This is a genomic window from Paraburkholderia sp. (assembly GCF_024281035.1).
Classification (GTDB): domain Bacteria; phylum Pseudomonadota; class Gammaproteobacteria; order Burkholderiales; family Burkholderiaceae; genus Paraburkholderia.
Genome location: NZ_JAMXLH010000049.1, coordinates 84324 through 102384 on the forward strand (window position 1 = coordinate 84324; position 18061 = coordinate 102384).

Annotated in this window: 13 protein-coding genes; 8 read left to right on the forward strand and 5 right to left on the reverse strand. The window is 64.1% G+C overall.

Annotated elements, in window-relative coordinates; translation table 11 throughout:
- The first annotated feature begins 28 nt into the window (after positions 1-28).
- Complete coding sequence (gene rbfA, locus Q0L30_RS16015) at positions 29-397, forward strand: 30S ribosome-binding factor RbfA (protein WP_293036494.1); 369 nt, start codon at positions 29-31, stop codon at positions 395-397.
- Between the two features lie 114 nt (positions 398-511).
- The gene (gene truB / locus Q0L30_RS16020) at positions 512-1474 is read left to right on the forward strand and encodes a tRNA pseudouridine(55) synthase TruB (protein WP_296658223.1); all 963 of its coding nucleotides are present in this window, start codon (positions 512-514) and stop codon (positions 1472-1474) included.
- A gap of 111 nt (positions 1475-1585) precedes the next feature.
- Here the strand turns inward: truB and Q0L30_RS16025 are convergent, their stop codons facing one another.
- The 4 genes from Q0L30_RS16025 to Q0L30_RS16040 all read right to left on the reverse strand — a co-directional run bounded on the left by Q0L30_RS16025 (position 1586) and on the right by Q0L30_RS16040 (position 6679).
- Positions 1586-3151: a DHA2 family efflux MFS transporter permease subunit gene (locus Q0L30_RS16025; RefSeq protein WP_296658225.1), complete on the reverse strand. Its 1566-nt coding sequence runs from the start codon at positions 3149-3151 to the stop codon at positions 1586-1588.
- Between the two features lie 28 nt (positions 3152-3179).
- Entirely contained in the window at positions 3180-4439 is a 1260-nt protein-coding gene (locus Q0L30_RS16030; RefSeq protein ID WP_296658226.1) for an EmrA/EmrK family multidrug efflux transporter periplasmic adaptor subunit, read from the reverse strand.
- Between the two features lie 78 nt (positions 4440-4517).
- Positions 4518-6098: an efflux transporter outer membrane subunit gene (locus Q0L30_RS16035; protein WP_296658228.1), complete on the reverse strand. Its 1581-nt coding sequence runs from the start codon at positions 6096-6098 to the stop codon at positions 4518-4520.
- An 86-nt stretch (positions 6099-6184) separates the two neighbouring features.
- Positions 6185-6679: a MarR family winged helix-turn-helix transcriptional regulator gene (locus tag Q0L30_RS16040; RefSeq protein WP_296658230.1), complete on the reverse strand. Its 495-nt coding sequence runs from the start codon at positions 6677-6679 to the stop codon at positions 6185-6187.
- Positions 6680-7187: 508 nt separating this feature from the next.
- Between Q0L30_RS16040 and typA the strand changes: the two genes are divergently transcribed.
- The 6 genes from typA to Q0L30_RS16070 all read left to right on the forward strand — a co-directional run bounded on the left by typA (position 7188) and on the right by Q0L30_RS16070 (position 16972).
- Positions 7188-9014, forward strand: a complete 1827-nt coding sequence (gene typA, locus Q0L30_RS16045) for a translational GTPase TypA (protein ID WP_296658233.1) — start codon at positions 7188-7190, stop codon at positions 9012-9014.
- A gap of 334 nt (positions 9015-9348) precedes the next feature.
- Complete coding sequence (locus tag Q0L30_RS16050) at positions 9349-12213, forward strand: 2-oxoglutarate dehydrogenase E1 component (protein ID WP_296658235.1); 2865 nt, start codon at positions 9349-9351, stop codon at positions 12211-12213.
- 123 nt (positions 12214-12336) lie between these two features.
- Positions 12337-13617 (forward strand): 2-oxoglutarate dehydrogenase complex dihydrolipoyllysine-residue succinyltransferase, encoded by a 1281-nt coding sequence (gene odhB / locus Q0L30_RS16055; protein ID WP_296658238.1) that lies wholly within the window; start codon positions 12337-12339, stop codon positions 13615-13617.
- Positions 13618-13731: 114 nt separating this feature from the next.
- The gene (lpdA, locus tag Q0L30_RS16060; protein WP_296658240.1) at positions 13732-15162 is read left to right on the forward strand and encodes a dihydrolipoyl dehydrogenase; all 1431 of its coding nucleotides are present in this window, start codon (positions 13732-13734) and stop codon (positions 15160-15162) included.
- A gap of 117 nt (positions 15163-15279) precedes the next feature.
- Positions 15280-16377 (forward strand): cell division protein ZapE, encoded by a 1098-nt coding sequence (gene zapE / locus Q0L30_RS16065; RefSeq protein WP_296658242.1) that lies wholly within the window; start codon positions 15280-15282, stop codon positions 16375-16377.
- A gap of 148 nt (positions 16378-16525) precedes the next feature.
- Positions 16526-16972 (forward strand): transposase, encoded by a 447-nt coding sequence (locus Q0L30_RS16070; RefSeq protein WP_296658244.1) that lies wholly within the window; start codon positions 16526-16528, stop codon positions 16970-16972.
- Between the two features lie 190 nt (positions 16973-17162).
- On the opposite strand, the gene Q0L30_RS16075 is transcribed toward Q0L30_RS16070, so the two are convergent.
- Entirely contained in the window at positions 17163-17648 is a 486-nt protein-coding gene (locus Q0L30_RS16075; RefSeq protein ID WP_296658247.1) for a DUF2147 domain-containing protein, read from the reverse strand.
- Positions 17649-18061: the final 413 nt, after the last annotated feature.

An 18061-nucleotide genomic window follows, 5' to 3' on the forward strand; every position in this document is an offset into this window, starting at 1 on the left:
TCAAGCCGCCGAACAAGGTGGATTAATCATGACGAAAAAACGTTCCTCTCCGAATCGCAACGTGCAGATCGCCGACCAGATCCAGCGCGATCTCTCTGAACTCGTGGCGCGTGAAGTGAAGGATCCGCGCATCGGGCTCGTCACGATCCAGAGCGTCGAGCTGACGCCGGACTACGCCCACGCGAAGATCTTCTTCACGACGCTCACCGGCGACCCGCTGGCTACGCAGGAAGCGCTCAATCATGCGGCGGGCCATTTGCACAACCTGCTCTTCAAGCGCCTGCACATCCACACCGTGCCGACGCTGCATTTCCATTACGACAAGACGGTCGAACGGGCTGTCGAGATGTCGCGCCTCATCGACGAGGCCAATTCGACGCGCGCGAAGGAAGACTGAGCGCCGCTCGCCGGGCGTGCGCTCGCGTGAGGTTCGTGCCCGCCGAAGGCGGCGGGCGAACGTGCTTGTGAACGTGCTTGTGAACGACTCGCCTGGCTGTTTTTTCTGCCCGACATGACTGCATCCTCTTCATCTGCCCAACCCGGCGCGGCCCGGCCGAAGATTCCGCGCCGCCTGCTCGATGGCGTGCTGCTGCTCGACAAGCCCATCGGCCTTTCGAGCAACGACGCGTTGATCCGCGCAAAGCGCCTCTACCGCGCGAAGAAGGCCGGCCACACCGGTACGCTGGATCCGCTGGCTTCGGGCCTGCTGCCGCTTTGCTTCGGCGAAGCGACCAAGTTCTCGCAGGATCTGCTCGATGCCGACAAGACCTACGAGGCCACGATGCGCCTCGGAATTCGCACGACGACGGGCGACGCCGAAGGCGAAGCGCTCGACACGCGCGAGGTGACCTGCGACGAGGCGGCGGTGCGCGAGGCGATGGCGAAGTTCGTCGGCGATATCGTGCAGATTCCGCCGATGTACTCCGCGCTCAAACGCGACGGCAAGCCGCTCTACGAATACGCACGCGCGGGCCAGGTCGTCGAGCGCGAAGGGCGTCAGGTGACGATCCTCGCGCTGGAGATCATCGCGTGCGCGTTGCCGGACGTGACGTTTCGCGTGACGTGCAGCAAGGGCACGTATGTGCGCACGCTTGCCGAGGATATCGGTGAGACGCTGGGCTGCGGCGCGCATCTCGTGATGCTGCGGCGCACGGGCGTCGGCGCGCTGACACTCGAACATGCCGTGACGCTCGATGCGCTTTCGGACGCCGACGACGCATCGCGCGACGCGTGGCTGCAACCGGTCGATGCGCTGCTTTCGACGTTTCCCGCCGTGACGCTCGACGCCGAAGCGTCGCGCCGTTTCACCCACGGCCAGCGTTTGCCGCTGGCCGAGCTTGCGGTGGACCGGTCGCAGTGGGGCGACGTGCTGCGCGTGCGCGTCTATGGCGACGATGGCCGTCTGCTGGGCGTCGCGAAGCCCGCGAACGGCGTGCTCGCGCCGGAGCGGCTAGTGGTGAACGCAGCCGCGTAAGCCTGCTCCATCGTTCAAAGCAAAACGGCACGCCGGTGTGAACCGGGCGTGCCGTATTTGTTTGGGACGGGCTATGACGCCCGCTTGCGCTGTTACCGGATCAGTGGATCATCAGTGTGCCGCTGATGCCGCCGCACCCGCGTCCGCGCTACTCGTGCGCTCGGGGCGCGTGATCCAGATCAGCCCGATCAGCACGATGAAGATCGCCGACGAAATGTAGAAGAGGTCGTTGACGCCGAGTTGCGCGGCCTGCTGCGACAGCATCTTGTCGAAGAGTCCGTGCGCCTGCGCCGGATCGAGGCCGGTGGCGTTCTGCATCTGCAGCATCGACTGGTTGAAGATCGGATTGGTCGGCGTGGCCTGTTCGGTGAGGCGCGCGTGGTGAAACGTCGTGCGGTGATCCCAAGCGGTCTCGAAGATGGACGTCCCGATGCCGCCGCACATGATCCGCACGAAGTTCGACAGCCCCGATGCAGCCGGAATGCGGTTGCCGGGCAGCCCGGACAGCGTGATCGACACGAGCGGAATGAAGAGCCCCGCCATGCCGATACCCTGGATCAGTGTCGGCAGGGTCAGCGCCCACGTATCCACGCCGGTCGTGTAGCGCGAACGCAGCCAGAAGCACAGCGCGAAGACGATGAACGCCGAGGTCGCGATATAGCGCGGATCGGTGCGCGGCAGGATGCGGCCCGTGATCGGCGAAAGCATGATTGCGAAGAAACCCACCGGCGCCATGACGAGGCCCGCGTCGGTCGCGGTATAGCCGATGCTGGTCTGCAACCACAGAGGCAGCAGCACGAGATTGCCGAAGTAAAGGCCGTAACCCACCGAAAGCGCGATTGTGCCGCCGGTGAAGTTGCGTCGCGCGAAGAGCGAAAGATCGACGACCGGATGCTTGTCGGTCAGCTCCCACACGACGAAGAAAGCGAACGCGATGACCGCAGTGAGTGCGAGCACAACGATCGTCGTCGACGAGAACCAGTCGAGGTCCTTGCCCTTGTCGAGCATCACCTGCAGCGAGCCGACCCAGATGATCAGCAACGCGAGGCCGACGCCGTCGATGGGCGCCTTTTTCACGACCGAATCACGGTCACGGAAGATCGTCCACGTCGCGAACGCGGCCACGATGCCCACCGGAATGTTCACGTAGAAGATCCACGGCCACGAGATGTTGTCGGAGATCCAGCCGCCGAGAATCGGCCCGGCCACCGGCGCGATGAGTGTCGTCATCGACCACATGGAGAGCGCGATGGGCGCCTTCGCGCGCGGATAGCTCGCGAGCAGGAGCGTCTGCGAGAGCGGGATCATCGGGCCCGCCACGGCGCCCTGCAGCACGCGCGAGGCGAGCAGGAAGGGCAGCGTGGGGGCGAGGCCGCACATCCACGACGAGATCACGAACAGAATGATCGACGCCATGAAAAGACGCACCTGACCGATGCGGTCGGTGAGCCATCCGGTCAGCGGCACGGAGATCGCGTTCGCGACCGCGAACGAGGTGATGACCCACGTGCCCTGGTCGGACGACACCCCGAGGTCGCCCGAGATCGACGGGATCGACACGTTGGCGATCGAGGTGTCCAGCACGTTCATGAAAACCGCGAGCGACACCGCGATGGTGCCGAACACGAGTTTTGCGCCTTGCAGCGGCGGATGGACGACGGGTTGGTGCTCTGCCATTAATTCGCTTCTGGTTGGCGGGGGCGGCTTACATCGCTTTGGCGGCGGATTTCGCCGCGCGCACGTTCGCCGACGACACAGCCGCCTTGCCGGTGTTGGTACCGGCACTGGCCCCGGTGTTTTCCGAAATGATGCGGGCGATTTCGGCATCGGCTTCCGCGCCATACTGGTCGAACACGTCGGTCTGATAGACCGTGTTCTGCGCGTTGCCGAGCTGGCTGCCCGAATCGTCCTTGATGTTCACGTCCACCTGCATCGACAGGCCGATCCGCAGCGGGTGCTTCTCGAGGTCGGCCGGATCGAGCGAGATGCGCACCGGCAGGCGCTGCACGACCTTGATCCAGTTACCCGTGGCGTTTTGCGCGGGCAGCAGCGAGAACGCCGAGCCCGTGCCCGCCGAGAAGCCGACGACCTTGCCGTGATAGACCACCGAAGAACCGTACACGTCGGCCGTCATCTCGACCGGCTGGCCGATGCGCATGTGCTTGAGCTGCACTTCCTTGAAGTTCGCATCGACCCACACGGCGTTGAGCGGCACGACCGACATGAGCGGCGTGCCCGGCGCGACGCGCTGGCCCACCTGCACCGAGCGCTTCGCCACGTAGCCGGTGACCGGCGCGGGCAGCGTGTTGCGCGCGTTCGCGAGATACGCGTCGCGGACCTTGGCCGCGGCAGCCATGACGTTCGGATGCGACGAGATGGTCGTGTTCGCGGTGAGCGCGCGGTTGGCGGCGAGCTGATGCTGGGCGGCTTCGAGTGCGGCTTCGGCGCCCCGCACGGACTCGCGTGCGTGCGAGATCTCTTCCTGCGAGACGGCGCCCGTCTGCGCAACCAGCATGCGGCGGCGCAGGTCGTCCTGGGCGCGCGCGAGATCGGCCTCGCGCACGGCGACTTGTGCCTGGTACTGGCTATCGTCGGCGAAGAGGCCGCGCACCTGGCGCACCGTCTGCGCAAGATTCGCTTCGGCCTGCTGCAGTGCGATGCGCGAATCGGCGGGGTCGAGCAGCACGAGCGGATCGCCTGCCTTGACCGTCTGCGTGTCGTCCGCCTTCACTGCGATCACCGTGCCCGTGACCTGCGGCGTGATCTGCACGACGTTGCCGTTCACATAGGCGTCGTCGGTGCCTTCCGTATAGCGCGCGACGAGGAAGTAATAGAGGCCGTAGGCAATGGCTGCAATCGCGATCACGAGGACAAGCAGCGTCATCATGCGGCGGCGCTTGCCGTTGCTCGCGCTCGGCTGCGCGTTCGGTTGCGGGCCGGCGGCCGGTTGCTGGGGGGTGCTCATGGAAATGATCTCCGGGGTTCTCTTGTGCTGTTCGTTCGACTATTCGATCGAGGCTGTTCTGGTCGGGCGGGCGCGGTGTCAGTTCGATGCCGACGTCGATGCAGCCGCCGAAGCGGGCAGTGCGGGTAGTGTGGGCGCCGACGTACCGGTCCACGGCGCGCCGTTGGGGCCCTTCGCTTCGCTGCCGACGTCGGAAGGCGGCACGAGATCCGCACCGTGTGCGTCGAACCCGCCGCCGAGCGACTTGATGAGCGCCATCTGGTCGTCGCGCCGCTGCGCCTTCAGGTTCGTCACCGTCTGTTCGGCGGCGAGGCGGTTCTGGTCGGCGTTGAGCACCTGAAGCTGCTCGGACAGGCCCGCCTTGTAGCGGATCACGGCGAGCTGCCAGGCGTTCGTCGAGGCGTCGAGCGCGCGCTCGGCGTCGACGAGCTGCCGGTCGGCCGAATGAATCGACGCGACCTGGGTCGCGACGTCCTGGAACGCGCCGATGAGCGTCTGGTTGTAGGTCGCCACGTCGAGTTCGAAGTCGGCATAGCGGCCCTTCAACTGTCCGCGCAGGGCGCCCGCATCGAAGATCGGCAGATGGATCGCCGGACCGAGCTGCATCTGGCGGCTCGTGAAGTTCAGGAATTTGCCCCAGCCGAACGCATCGAAGCCGAAGCCCGCCGCGAGGTTCACGTCGGGATAGAACTCGGCCTTGGCTTCCTTCACGTCGTGCATGGCGGCTTCGACCTGCCAGCGCGCGGCGACGATGTCCGGGCGGCGCGACACGAGATCGGCGGGCAGGCTGTCGGGTAGCGAGACATCGGCGGCCGGCTGCAGCACCGGCTGCGCGATCTGCAGCCCGCGATCCGGTCCCTTGCCGAGCAGCGCGGCGAGCTGGTAGCGCACCGTTTCGATCTGGCCGTCGATCTGCGAAAGATTGGCCTGGCTCGACGCGATATTGCCGTTCGCGGTCTGACGCTCGACGTTGGTGTCGAGGCCCGCGAGCACGCGCCCATTGGTGATCGTGCCAATGGTCTTGCGGTTGTCGATTTCGTGCGAGGCGATGTCGCGCAGCGCATACAGCTGGGCGAGCTGGTTATACGTGCGTGCGACCGATGCCGCGAGGGTGATGCGCGCCTGCTGCATGTCGGCGACGGCGGCCTTTTGCGCGGAGACGGCCTGCGCGAGGCGCTGACGGTTCTTGCCCCAGAGGTCGAGTTCCCACGACGCGCTCGCAAGCGCGTTGTTCTCGCTATACCAGGAGCCGCCGAACGGAGGCGGGTAGAGGGCATTGGCCGAGTACAGCTCGCGGGTCCACGAGTAGCTCGCGTTCACCTTCGGAAAGAGCGCCGACTTCGACGTCTGGATGTACGACGACGCCTTGGCAATGCGCGCCTGCGCCTGCGCGATGGTCGGATTGCCTTCGAGCGCTTCGTCGACCAGCTTCGGCAGTTGCGGGTCGCCGAACTGGTTCGCCCAGTCGAGCGTGGGCCACTGGCCGCCCTGCGCGGGAATGCTCTGCGCGGTCTCGAACTGCTGCGGCTGGGCAATGGTCTTGTCGCTCTTGATGCCGAAGTAGTTCGCGCATCCCGAAAGGGCCATCGCCGCCATGGCCGCTGCTGCTGCGGCGGCGGCCCGGCGCACGGCTGGCCGGGACTGGGAATGGGGAGTCATTGCTCGTCTCGATGCGTGTGAGGTGAAGGTAATACTGGACGGTGCAGCTATTTTCTTCTGAGATGCTTTCAAATTTAATTGCCCCGTCATGAATTAGCGGGCGGGTTCTGGCTCGCTTCGCAGCCGTTCGCCAGCACGCGTCGCAGCATGCTCTTCAGGAACCCGACCTCCTCGGGCGAGAGGCCGCTCAACATGCACTCGCTGATGCTCGTGAACATCGCCGGCATACGCCTCGCGATCGCCTGGCCTTCGGGCGTGAGCGCAAGACGCACTGCGCGGCGGTCCTCCGAGCTGCGCACGCGCTTGAGCAGCCCACGCGTTTCCAGCCGGTCGACGAGCCGCGTCACCGCGCTCGCGTCGATCCCGTACTCGCGGGCCAGTTCCGCAGCGAGCACGCACTTGCCGCTCGCGACCATGAACAGCACGCTAGCCTGCTGACTCGTGACGCCGAGTTCCGCGACGGTGCGCTGGTTGACCAGATTCGACATGGTCGACTTCACGCGTGAAATCAGATAGCCGACGCTTTCTCCGAAGTCGTACTCGAGGACTTCGGACGGAGGTGTATGGGCCGGATCCGTCATAATTCTGCTGCGCCTGCAATGATTGACCAGGCATGGATTATAGAGTGCGATTAGTTGACGCGGCAAGCGTCAATTATGCAATTGCCGAAGAAGTTTTGCAGCTATCGAGCTTAATCCGGTCCCGAGGGCGTGGGAGAATCATCCGTTTTGGCGCGGAAAGGCCGTGGCAAAAGGCTGGCGCGCGCCGGTGCCCTATGGAAGGGGCTAATTCGAGGCGGTTATCCCGGCGATGAATCTTGCGCCGCCGACTGCGGTCCGGATGGCTCCGGGCGGTTGTCCTGTCACCTTACAGGCCGCGATGAGGACATGTGTCAGAGGAAGTCATCATCGCGTGCTATACTTTCAGGTTCCCGAAAAGTGCGTTTTTGTCGAGGTGCTGTGTCCCGGTTTGTCCGGAGCCGGCGCAACGGCAGCCGGCAGAACCGGGCGAATGGGGCACGAACGCAACACGTCGATGCCCCCGATGCCTGTCTGTTAGCCGCGCACTCAACTGTGTCCCCAGGTTCCTATGTCCCGCGCTCTTCGCAACATCGCCATCATTGCCCACGTCGACCACGGCAAGACCACGCTCGTCGATCAACTGCTGCGCCAGTCCGGCACGTTCCGCGAAAACCAGCAGATCGCCGAACGCGTCATGGACTCGAACGACATCGAAAAAGAGCGCGGGATCACGATTCTCGCGAAAAACTGCGCGGTCGAGTACGAAGGCACCCACATCAACATCGTCGACACCCCGGGCCACGCCGACTTCGGCGGTGAAGTGGAGCGCGTGCTCTCGATGGTCGACTCGGTGCTGCTGCTCGTCGACGCCGTCGAAGGCCCGATGCCGCAAACGCGCTTCGTCACGAAAAAGGCCCTCGCGCTCGGCCTCAAGCCGATCGTCGTCGTCAACAAGGTCGACCGCCCGGGCGCCCGCATCGACTGGGTCATCAACCAGACGTTCGACCTCTTCGACAAGCTCGGCGCGACCGAAGAGCAGCTCGACTTCCCGGTGGTGTACGCGTCGGGCCTGAACGGCTACGCGTCGCTTGACGATTCGGTCCGCGAAGGCGACATGCGCCCGCTCTTCGAGGCGATCCTCCAGCACGTGCCGGTGCGCGCCGCCGATCCGGAAGGCCCGCTGCAACTGCAGATCACCTCGCTCGACTACTCGACCTACGTCGGCCGTATCGGCGTGGGCCGCATCACGCGCGGGCGCATCAAGCCGGGCCAGCCGGTCGCGCTGCGCTTCGGCCCGGAAGGCGAAGTGATGAACCGCAAGATCAACCAGGTGCTGTCGTTCCACGGCCTCGAGCGCGTGCAGGTCGAATCGGCCGAAGCCGGCGACATCGTGCTGATCAACGGCATCGAGGATATCGGCATCGGCGCCACGATCTGCGCGGTCGACAACCCCGAAGCGCTGCCGATGATCACGGTGGACGAGCCGACGCTCACGATGAACTTCCTCGTGAACTCGTCGCCGCTCGCGGGCAAGGAAGGCAAGTTCGTGACGAGCCGCCAGATCCGCGACCGCCTCACGAAGGAGTTGAACCACAACGTCGCGCTGCGCGTGAAGGACACGGGCGACGAAACGACGTTCGAAGTGTCGGGCCGCGGCGAGCTGCACCTCACGATCCTGATCGAAAACATGCGCCGCGAAGGCTACGAGCTGGCCGTGTCGCGTCCGCGCGTCGTGCTGCACGAAGTCGACGGCGTGAAGATGGAGCCGTACGAGCAACTGACCGTGGACGTCGAAGACGGCCACCAGGGCGGCGTGATGGAAGAGCTGGGCCGCCGCAAGGGCGAAATGCTCGACATGGCGTCGGACGGCCGTGGCCGCACGCGTCTCGAGTACCGCATTCCGGCGCGCGGGCTGATCGGCTTCCAGGGCGAATTCATGACGCTCACGCGCGGCACGGGCCTGATGAGCCACGTGTTCGACGAATACGGTCCGATCAAGGACGGTTCGCTCGGCGAGCGCCGCAACGGCGTGCTGATCTCGCAGGACGACGGCGCGGCCGTCGCCTACGCGCTGTGGAAGCTGCAGGATCGCGGCCGCATGTTCGTGAAGCCGGGCGACGCACTGTATGAGGGCATGATCATCGGCATCCACAGCCGCGACAACGACCTCGTCGTGAACCCGATCAAGGGCAAGCAGCTCACCAACGTGCGCGCCTCGGGTACCGACGAAGCCGTGCGCCTCGTGCCGGCGATCCAGATGTCGCTCGAATATGCGGTCGAATTTATCGACGACGACGAACTCGTTGAAGTGACGCCGCAGTCGATTCGCCTGCGCAAGCGTCACCTGAAAGAGCATGAGCGCCGTCGCGCAAGCCGCGAAGCCGTTGCTGAATAATCGGTTTCAACGATTTTGCGCACTGCAATGCAAATAAGGATGCAAAAAAGCCGCCCCTATGCAGGCGGCTTTTTTGCGTCCGGAATAACTGTATTGCAGTGCAAAAAGAATGTGCTGCAAGAGCCGCGAAAGCCTGTCCGGAAAGGGTTTGCATGCGGTTCTCGCGTCACGTTGCGTCCGACGGAGAGCAGCACTTATGTGCTATCCTCCGCGGATGCATGATTTAGGTCCTTCCAAGCAGACTTGATTCGCAATCCGCTAAACGGTCAGGCCGTGGCGCGGAAGGTTGAGTAACCCGCTATTTCTCGAGAAACTCGAAGAAAGGTGAGCGTAAATGTCGGAAACGATGAAGCAATTCCAGCTGAACTCCTATCTGTTCGGCGGTAATGCTCCGTATGTCGAAGAGCTATACGAAGCATATCTTGATAACCCCGCGTCCGTACCGGACACCTGGCGCGAGTATTTCGACGCGCTGCAAAACGTGCCCTCGTCGAGCGGCACGGCGGACAGCGACGTCGCGCACGGCCCGATCGTCGAGTCGTTTGCCCAGCGTGCCAAGGCCAACGCGTTCGTTTCGCGCGGCGGCGGCGAAGACCTCGCCACGGCCCGCAAGCAGGTTTACGTTCAGTCGCTGATCGGCGCATATCGATTCCTCGGCTCGCAATGGGCCAACCTCGATCCGCTCAAGCGCCGCGAGCGTCCGAACATCCCCGAACTCGAGCCCGCGTTCTACGACTTCACCGAAGCCGACATGGACGAGACGTTCAGCGCGACGAACCTGTATTTCGGTTACGAGCGTGCGACGCTGCGCGAGATCGTCAAGTCGCTGCGCGATACGTACTGCGGTACGATCGGCGTCGAATACATGTACATCGGCGATCCTGAACAGAAGCGCTGGTGGAAGGAAAAGCTCGAGTCGATCCGTTCGACGCCGAACTTCTCCAACGACAAGAAGAAGCACATCCTCCAGCGCCTGACGGCCGCCGAAGGCCTCGAGCGCTTCCTGCACACCAAGTACGTCGGCCAGAAGCGCTTCTCGCTCGAAGGCGGCGAGAGCTTCATCGCGTCGATGGACGAAGTCGTTCGTCACGCAGGCGCGAAGGGCGTGCAGGAAATCGTCATCGGCATGGCCCACCGCGGCCGCCTGAACGTGCTGGTCAATACGCTCGGCAAGATGCCGGCCGACCTCTTCGCCGAATTCGAAGGCAAGCACGTCGACGATCTGCCGGCCGGCGACGTGAAGTACCACAAGGGCTTCTCGTCGGATATGGCCACCGAAGGCGGCCCGGTCCACCTGTCGCTCGCATTCAATCCGTCGCACCTCGAAATCGTCAACCCGGTGGTCGAAGGCTCGGCCAAGGCGCGTATGGATCGCCGCGGCGACGAAAACGGCCTGCAGGTGCTGCCGGTGCAGATCCACGGCGACGCGGCTTTCGCGGGCCAGGGCTGCGTGATGGAAACGCTGAACCTCGCGCAGACGCGCGGCTACGGCACGCACGGCACGCTGCACATCGTCATCAACAACCAGATCGGCTTCACGACGTCGGACCCGCGCGATACGCGCTCGACGCTGTATTGCACCGACGTGGTCAAGATGATCGAAGCGCCGGTGCTGCACGTGAACGGCGACGATCCCGAAGCAGTCGTGCTCGCCACGCAGCTCGCGATCGAATACCGCATGCAGTTCCACAAGGATGTCGTCGTCGACATCGTGTGCTTCCGCAAGCTCGGCCACAACGAGCAGGACACGCCGGCGGTCACGCAGCCGCTCATGTACAAGAAGATCGCGCAGCACCCGGGCACCCGTGCGCTGTACGCCGAGAAGCTCGTGCAGCAGGGCGTGATCACGGCAGCGGACGCCGACGGCTACGTCAAGGCGTATCGCGCCGCGATGGACGAAGGCAACCAGACGCTCGACCCGGTGCTCTCGAACTACAAGAGCAAGTACGCCGTCGACTGGGTGCCGTTCCTGAACCGCAAGTGGACCGACGCCGCCGATACGGCCGTTCCGCTCGCCGAACTCAAGCGCCTCGCCGAACGCATTACCACGGTCCCCGAGAACTTCAAGGTTCACCCGCTCGTCGAGCGCGTCATCAACGACCGCCGCACGATGGGCAAGGGCGACGCGAAGCTCGACTGGGGCATGGGCGAACACCTCGCGTTCGCATCGCTGGTCGCTTCGGGCTACACCGTCCGTCTGACCGGCCAGGATTCGGGCCGCGGCACGTTCACGCACCGTCACGCGGTGCTGCACGACCAGAACCGCGAGCGCTGGAACGACGGCACGTACATCCCGCTGCAGAACATCGCCGAGAACCAGGCGAAGTTCACGGTGATCGACTCGGTGCTGTCCGAAGAAGCGGTGCTCGGTTTCGAGTACGGCTACTCGACCGCCGAACCGAACACGCTCGTGCTGTGGGAAGGCCAGTTCGGCGACTTCGCAAACGGCGCGCAGGTCGTGATCGACCAGTTCATCTCGTCGGGCGAAGTGAAGTGGGGCCGCGTCTCGGGTCTCACGATGCTGCTGCCGCACGGCTATGAAGGCCAGGGTCCGGAGCACTCGTCGGCGCGTATCGAACGCTATCTGCAACTGTGCGCCGAGCACAACATGCAGGTCGTTCAGCCGACCACGCCGGCGCAGGTCTTCCACCTGCTGCGCCGCCAGATGATCCGCCTCTTCCGCAAGCCGCTCATCGTCTTCACGCCGAAGTCGCTGCTGCGCCACAAGGAAGCCGTGTCGGATCTGTCCGATCTCGCGAACGGCACGTTCATGCCGGTCATCGGCGAAGTGGACGAGTCGATCGATCCGAAGAAGGTCAAGCGCGTGGTCGCCTGCTCGGGCCGCGTGTACTACGACCTCGTCGCGCATCGCCGCGAAGCGAAGGTGGGCGACGTCGCGATCGTGCGGATCGAACAGCTCTATCCGTTCGCACACAAGCAGTTCGAAGCGGAAATGAAGAAGTACGACAACGCGACCGAAGTGGTCTGGGTGCAGGACGAGCCGCAGAATCAGGGCCCGTGGTTCTACATCGAGCACCACCTGAAGGAAGGCATGAAGGAAGGGCAGAAGCTCGCGTACAGCGGCCGTCCTGCTTCCGCCTCGCCGGCGGTCGGCTACTACGCGAAGCACTACGAGCAGCAGAAGGCGCTGATCGAAGGTGCGTTCGGCCGCCTGAAGGGCGCGCAGGTCGCGAAGTAAGCACGAAAGAGCAACTCGAACCGGGAAGGCGCGACTCGCGAATGACGCGCTTTCCCGCGCTCACGTGCGCGACCCGGTTCGTTTCACGGGGGAAACCCCGGTACGTATTCAGGAAAAAATCACATGGCTATCGTTGAAGTCAAGGTCCCCCAGCTTTCGGAGTCGGTTTCGGAAGCCACCATGCTGCAGTGGAAGAAGAAGCCGGGCGAAGCTGTTGCCCAGGACGAAATCCTCATCGAACTCGAGACCGATAAGGTCGTGCTCGAAGTGCCGGCGCCCGCAGCCGGCGTGCTGGCCGAGTTCCTGGCCAACGACGGCGACACCGTCGTGGCCGATCAAGTGATCGCGAAGATCGACACGGAAGGCAAGGCAAGCGCAGCAGCGCCCGCTACTGCAGCTGCAGCCGCTGCACCCGCAGCCGCTCCGGCCGCTGCCGTAGCACCCGCTGCCGCCGCCGCGGCAGCAACGACGGGCGCCAGCAGCAGCGTCGCTTCGCCCGCCGCTTCGAAGCTGATGGCCGAGAAGGGTCTGTCGGGTTCGGACGTCGCCGGCACGGGCCGTGACGGCCGCATCACGAAGCAGGACGTGCTCGGCGCCGGTGCGCCGAAGGCCGCCGCACCCGCACCGGCTGCGAAGCCCGCCGCTGCACGCCCGTCGCTGCCGGACGTCAAGGCGCCGGCCGCTGCCGGCAACTGGCTCGCCGACCGTCCGGAACAGCGCGTGCCGATGTCGCGTCTGCGTGCGCGTATCGCCGAGCGTCTGCTCGAGTCGCAGCAGACCAACGCCATCCTCACGACGTTCAACGAAGTGAACATGGCGCCGGTCATGGACCTGCGCAACAAGTACAAGGACAAGTTCGAGAAGGAACACGGCGTGAAGCTCGGCTTCATGTCGTTCTTCGTGAAGGCGGCTGTTCACGCGCTGAAGAAGTTCCCGCTCGTGAACGCGTCGATCGACGGTAACGACATCGTCTACCACGGCTACTTCGACATCGGTATCGCTGTCGGCTCGCCGCGCGGTCTCGTGGTGCCGATCCTGCGCAACGCCGACCAGATGAGCCTCGCCGACATCGAAAAGAAGATCGCCGAGTTCGGTCAGAAGGCGAAGGACGGCAAGCTGTCGATCGAGGAAATGACCGGCGGTACGTTCTCGATCTCGAACGGCGGTGTGTTCGGCTCGATGCTCTCGACCCCGATCATCAACCCGCCGCAGTCGGCGATCCTCGGCGTGCACGCCACGAAGGAACGCGCTGTCGTCGAGAACGGCCAGATCGTGATCCGTCCGATGAACTACCTCGCGATGTCGTACGACCACCGCATCATCGACGGCCGCGAAGCCGTCCTGTCGCTGGTCGCCATGAAGGACGCGCTGGAAGATCCGGCTCGTCTGCTGCTCGATCTGTAAAGCGGCGCTTCTTCATTGCGCATCATTCGCATCATCAAGTCTCTCTGAGCGTCGCGTGCGCGGGCGGTGGAAACCACCGCCCGCGTGCCGCGCTCAAGTCTCGAAAGGATGACCATGTCCAAAGAATTTGACGTCGTCGTGATCGGCGCCGGCCCCGGCGGCTATATCGCGGCGATCCGCGCTGCCCAACTCGGCAAGTCGGTTGCCTGCATTGAAAAGTGGAAGAACCCGGCCGGCGCGCTGAAGCTCGGCGGCACCTGCCTGAACGTGGGCTGCATTCCGTCGAAGGCGCTGCTCGCTTCGTCGGAACAGTTCGAAAACGCCCAGCATCACCTGATCGATCACGGCATCAGCGTTTCGGACGTCAAGATCGACGTCTCGAAGATGTTGGCCCGCAAGAACGACATCGTCGAAAAGATGACGAAGGGGATCGAGTTCCTGTTCCGCAAGAACAAGATCACGTGGCTCAAGGGTCACGGCAAGTTCGTCGGCAAGAACGAAGCCGGCGTGCAGATCGAAGTGAGCGGCGAAGCCGACGCGGAAGTCGTGACGGCGAAGAACGTCATCATCGCGACCGGTTCGAAGGCGCGTCACCTGCCGGGCATCCCGGTCGACAACAAGATCGTCGCCGACAACGAAGGCGCGCTCTCGTTCGACGCCGTGCCGAAGAAGCTCGCCGTGATCGGCGCAGGCGTGATCGGCCTGGAACTCGGCTCGGTGTGGCGTCGTCTGGGTTCCGAAGTCACGGTGCTCGAAGCGCTGCCGGAATTCCTCGGCGCGGCCGACCAGTCGCTGTCGAAGGAAGCCGCCAAGCTCCTCAAGAAGCAGGGGCTCGACATTCACGTCGGCGTGAAGGTCGGCGAAGTGAAGGCAACGGACAAGAACGTCACGATCGCCTACACGGACAAGGACGGCAAGGCGCAGACGCTCGAAGCCGACCGCCTGATCGTCTCGGTGGGCCGCGTGCCGAACACCGACAACCTCGGCCTCGAAGCGATCGGCCTGAAGGCGAACGAGCGCGGTTTCATCGACGTCGACAACCACTGCGCGACGAGCGTGCCGAACGTGTACGCGATCGGCGACGTGGTGCGCGGCCCGATGCTCGCGCACAAGGCCGAAGACGAAGGCGTGCTGGTGGCCGAGATCATCGATGGCCAGAAGCCGCACATCGACTACAACTGCATTCCGTGGGTGATCTACACCGAGCCGGAAATCGCATGGGTCGGCAAGACGGAGCAGCAGCTCAAGGCCGAAGGCCGCGACATCAAGACGGGCCAGTTCCCGTTCATGGCGAACGGCCGCGCGCTCGGCATCAACAAGGCCGACGGCTTTGTGAAGATGATCGCCGACGCGAAGACCGACGAGCTGCTCGGCGTGCACATCATCTCGGCGAACGCATCGGACCTGATCGCGGAAGCCGTGGTGGCGATGGAATTCAAGGCGGCAGCCGAAGACATCGGCCGCATCTGCCATCCGCACCCGTCGCTCTCCGAAGTCATGCGCGAGGCGGCTCTCGCCACCGACAAGCGCGCACTCAACATGTAATGCGCGCGGGCAGGGCGTCCGGCTCTTTTGGATGCTCTGCCGCGTTGTAATTTGCATCACGACGAAGAGGCGGGTGGGGTCTATCCCTCCCGCCTTTGCTTATTTGCGGCCCATGAAATGAACGTCACCGAGTACTACGAAAAGGAACTGCAAAACCGCGGGTACCAGTCAGATGCGGCCCAGCGCGCCGCGGTCGACCGGCTGCAGCAGTGCTACGACGAATGGGTTGCGTACAAGGCGCGCCGCTCGAACGCGTTCAAGAAGCTCATCATTCACCCCGATCTGCCGCGCGGCGTGTACATGTGGGGCGGCGTGGGGCGCGGCAAGAGCTTCCTGATGGACAGCTTCTATGCGGTCGTGCCCGTGCAGCGCAAGACGCGCCTGCACTTTCACGAATTCATGCGCGAGGTGCATCGCGAGCTGGAAGAACTCAAGGGCCAGGCCGATCCGCTCGACGAACTCGCGCGCCGCATTGCGAAGCGATACCGCCTGATCTGCTTCGACGAATTCCATGTCTCGGACATCGCCGACGCGATGATCCTGTATCGGCTGCTCGATCGTCTCTTCACGAACGGCGTGCAGTTCGTGATGACGTCCAACTACGATCCCGATCTGCTCTATCCCGACGGCCTGCACCGCGATCGCATGCTGCCCGCCATCGCGCTGCTCAAGGACAAGCTCGACGTGCTCAACGTCGACGCGGGCATCGACTACCGGCAGCGCACGCTCGCGCAGGTCGAGGTCTACCATACGCCGCTCGGCGCCGAAGCCGACCGCGCACTGCGGCACTCGTTCGCACAACTCGCGGCGGTGCCCGACGAAAGCCCGATCCTGCACATCGAGAAGCGCGAGATCAAGGCGCTGCGTCGCGCCGACGGCGTGGTCTGGTTCGATTTCGCGACGCTGTGCGGCGGGCCGCGCTCGCAGAACGACTATCTGGAACTGGCGAGCCGCTTTCACGCCGTGATTCTGTCGGGCGTGCCGCAGATGACGCCGCGCATGCAGTCCGAAGCGCGCCGCTTCACATGGCTCATCGACGTGTTCTACGACCACAAGGTGAAGCTGCTGATGTCGGCGGCGGTGTGTCCCGAGGCGCTCTACGTCGAAGGCCCGATGGCGAACGAATTCACGCGCACGGTCTCGCGGATCGTCGAAATGCAGTCGAAGGAATATCTCGAAGCGCCGCGCCGTATCGTCGATACGTCGCTCACCTGAGCAAGCGCGCCCGCGCGTCGTCGTGAAGGTAGCGAATGTCGCGAAAAACGGGTGCGTCGATGTTTTCAAGATTCAGACCCGTCTGATACTCGGCGCGGGGGCAAGTGGATATCGTTTGTCGGTGACTGCCCCGACAAAGGAGAACACCTTGACCCCGCATCGCGATATCAACGAGGACGAATGGGAACGCGTCATGCCGCTTTTCCCCGAATTGCGGCAGCGTACCGAATTGCGCGGCCGGCCGCTCGCCAATACGCGGTCGGTACTCAATGGTGTTTTGTGGGTCATGTATAGCGGCGCGACGTGGTCGGCCATGCCGCGCCGCTATCCCTCGTACCAGACCTGCCATCGCCGGTTCAAAGCCTGGTACGACGACGGCGTACTCAAGCGCGTGATGGCCGAACTGTTCGGTGATGAAGGCGCGGTTGTGTGCCATGCGTTTGAATCGCGCATGCGCAAGCCGATGAACCGCGCGGGCAAGGGCATGCGCAACGAGCCGCAGCCGGTGAAGAAGGGTTCGCCGTTCGGCCCGGTCACATCCACGGGGACGCCGCCGTTCCCCACTCATCGCCTGCTGTTTCGCCCGAGTTCCTGAGTAGCATCACGGCCTGTGGATCGCCGTCCGGCCCACAGGTTCACCGTGGCAGGCGAAGCCACTTCCGGATGCGCATGCAGGCGGGTGCGCGCGATGTCTCGCGGCCCCGCACTGCTTCGCATCCGTTCTCCTCATCCACGTCGAAATGCCGCTTCAGTTGGCGACTGCTGCTGGCAACTACTGTTGACAACTACTGCTGGCGAATCCACGTTTGTGAGCGGCCGAGCAGCGCGATGCCCAGATAACCGCGCACCACGAGCTTGTGACCGCCGTCTTCGACGTGCATCTTGCAGCGGTACACCTTGCCGTTTTCCGGATCGAGGATGTGACCGTTGTCCCAGCCATCGTCGGTCTTCTTCATCCCGTCAATGACCGTCATGCCGAGAATCGGCTGGTCCTTGCGTGCGTCCGTGCACGCAGTGCACTTGCGCTCCGGATTGTCGTTCGCGCTGAGTCCCTTGATGACCTTTCCGCTGAGCTGGCCGCTGCCGTCGACGCTGATCTGGACGAGCGCCTTCGGCTGGCCGGTGTGATCGTCGACGGTCTGCCACACGCCGACCGGCGTATCGGTCTGGGCATAGGCCGCAATTGCGCCGCCGAGCAAGGCGCTCGCGAGCGCGAGCTGGGTTGCCGCGCGCGCGGCGAACGCAACGGTGCGTCCGGTGATCCGGTTCATCCTTTGTCTCCTATGGTTTGTCCTGGCCGTGCGGACCGCGCATCGCGCGCCGCGCCCGGCGGTGTGGGCAGCATACGCGAAAGCGGTGTCTCCGTTTGAGAGGAGGGACTCTAGTCGCTCGTGCGATGGGTCGGGGCGACGCGTATGTCGTGTTCGATCCATCTGGCGTGAGGGTGCAGACGTGGCTTGAATTGCGCTGTGCCGTGCGTGGGCTGGATAACTGAAGGCATCCTTATTAATTGCCGGATCGGCGCTTGTGTCGTTGAGCGCGCGGCCCGCATGGTTAAGTTGCATCCGAGCCGGGAGCGAGCCAGTGATCCAGCCACTCATCGCCTTGCGTTCGACCGAGGCGCAGGTCCGGGTTGCCGACACTCGCGTGGTGCGTTTCGATTTCAGGCGATGTGGACTCGCGC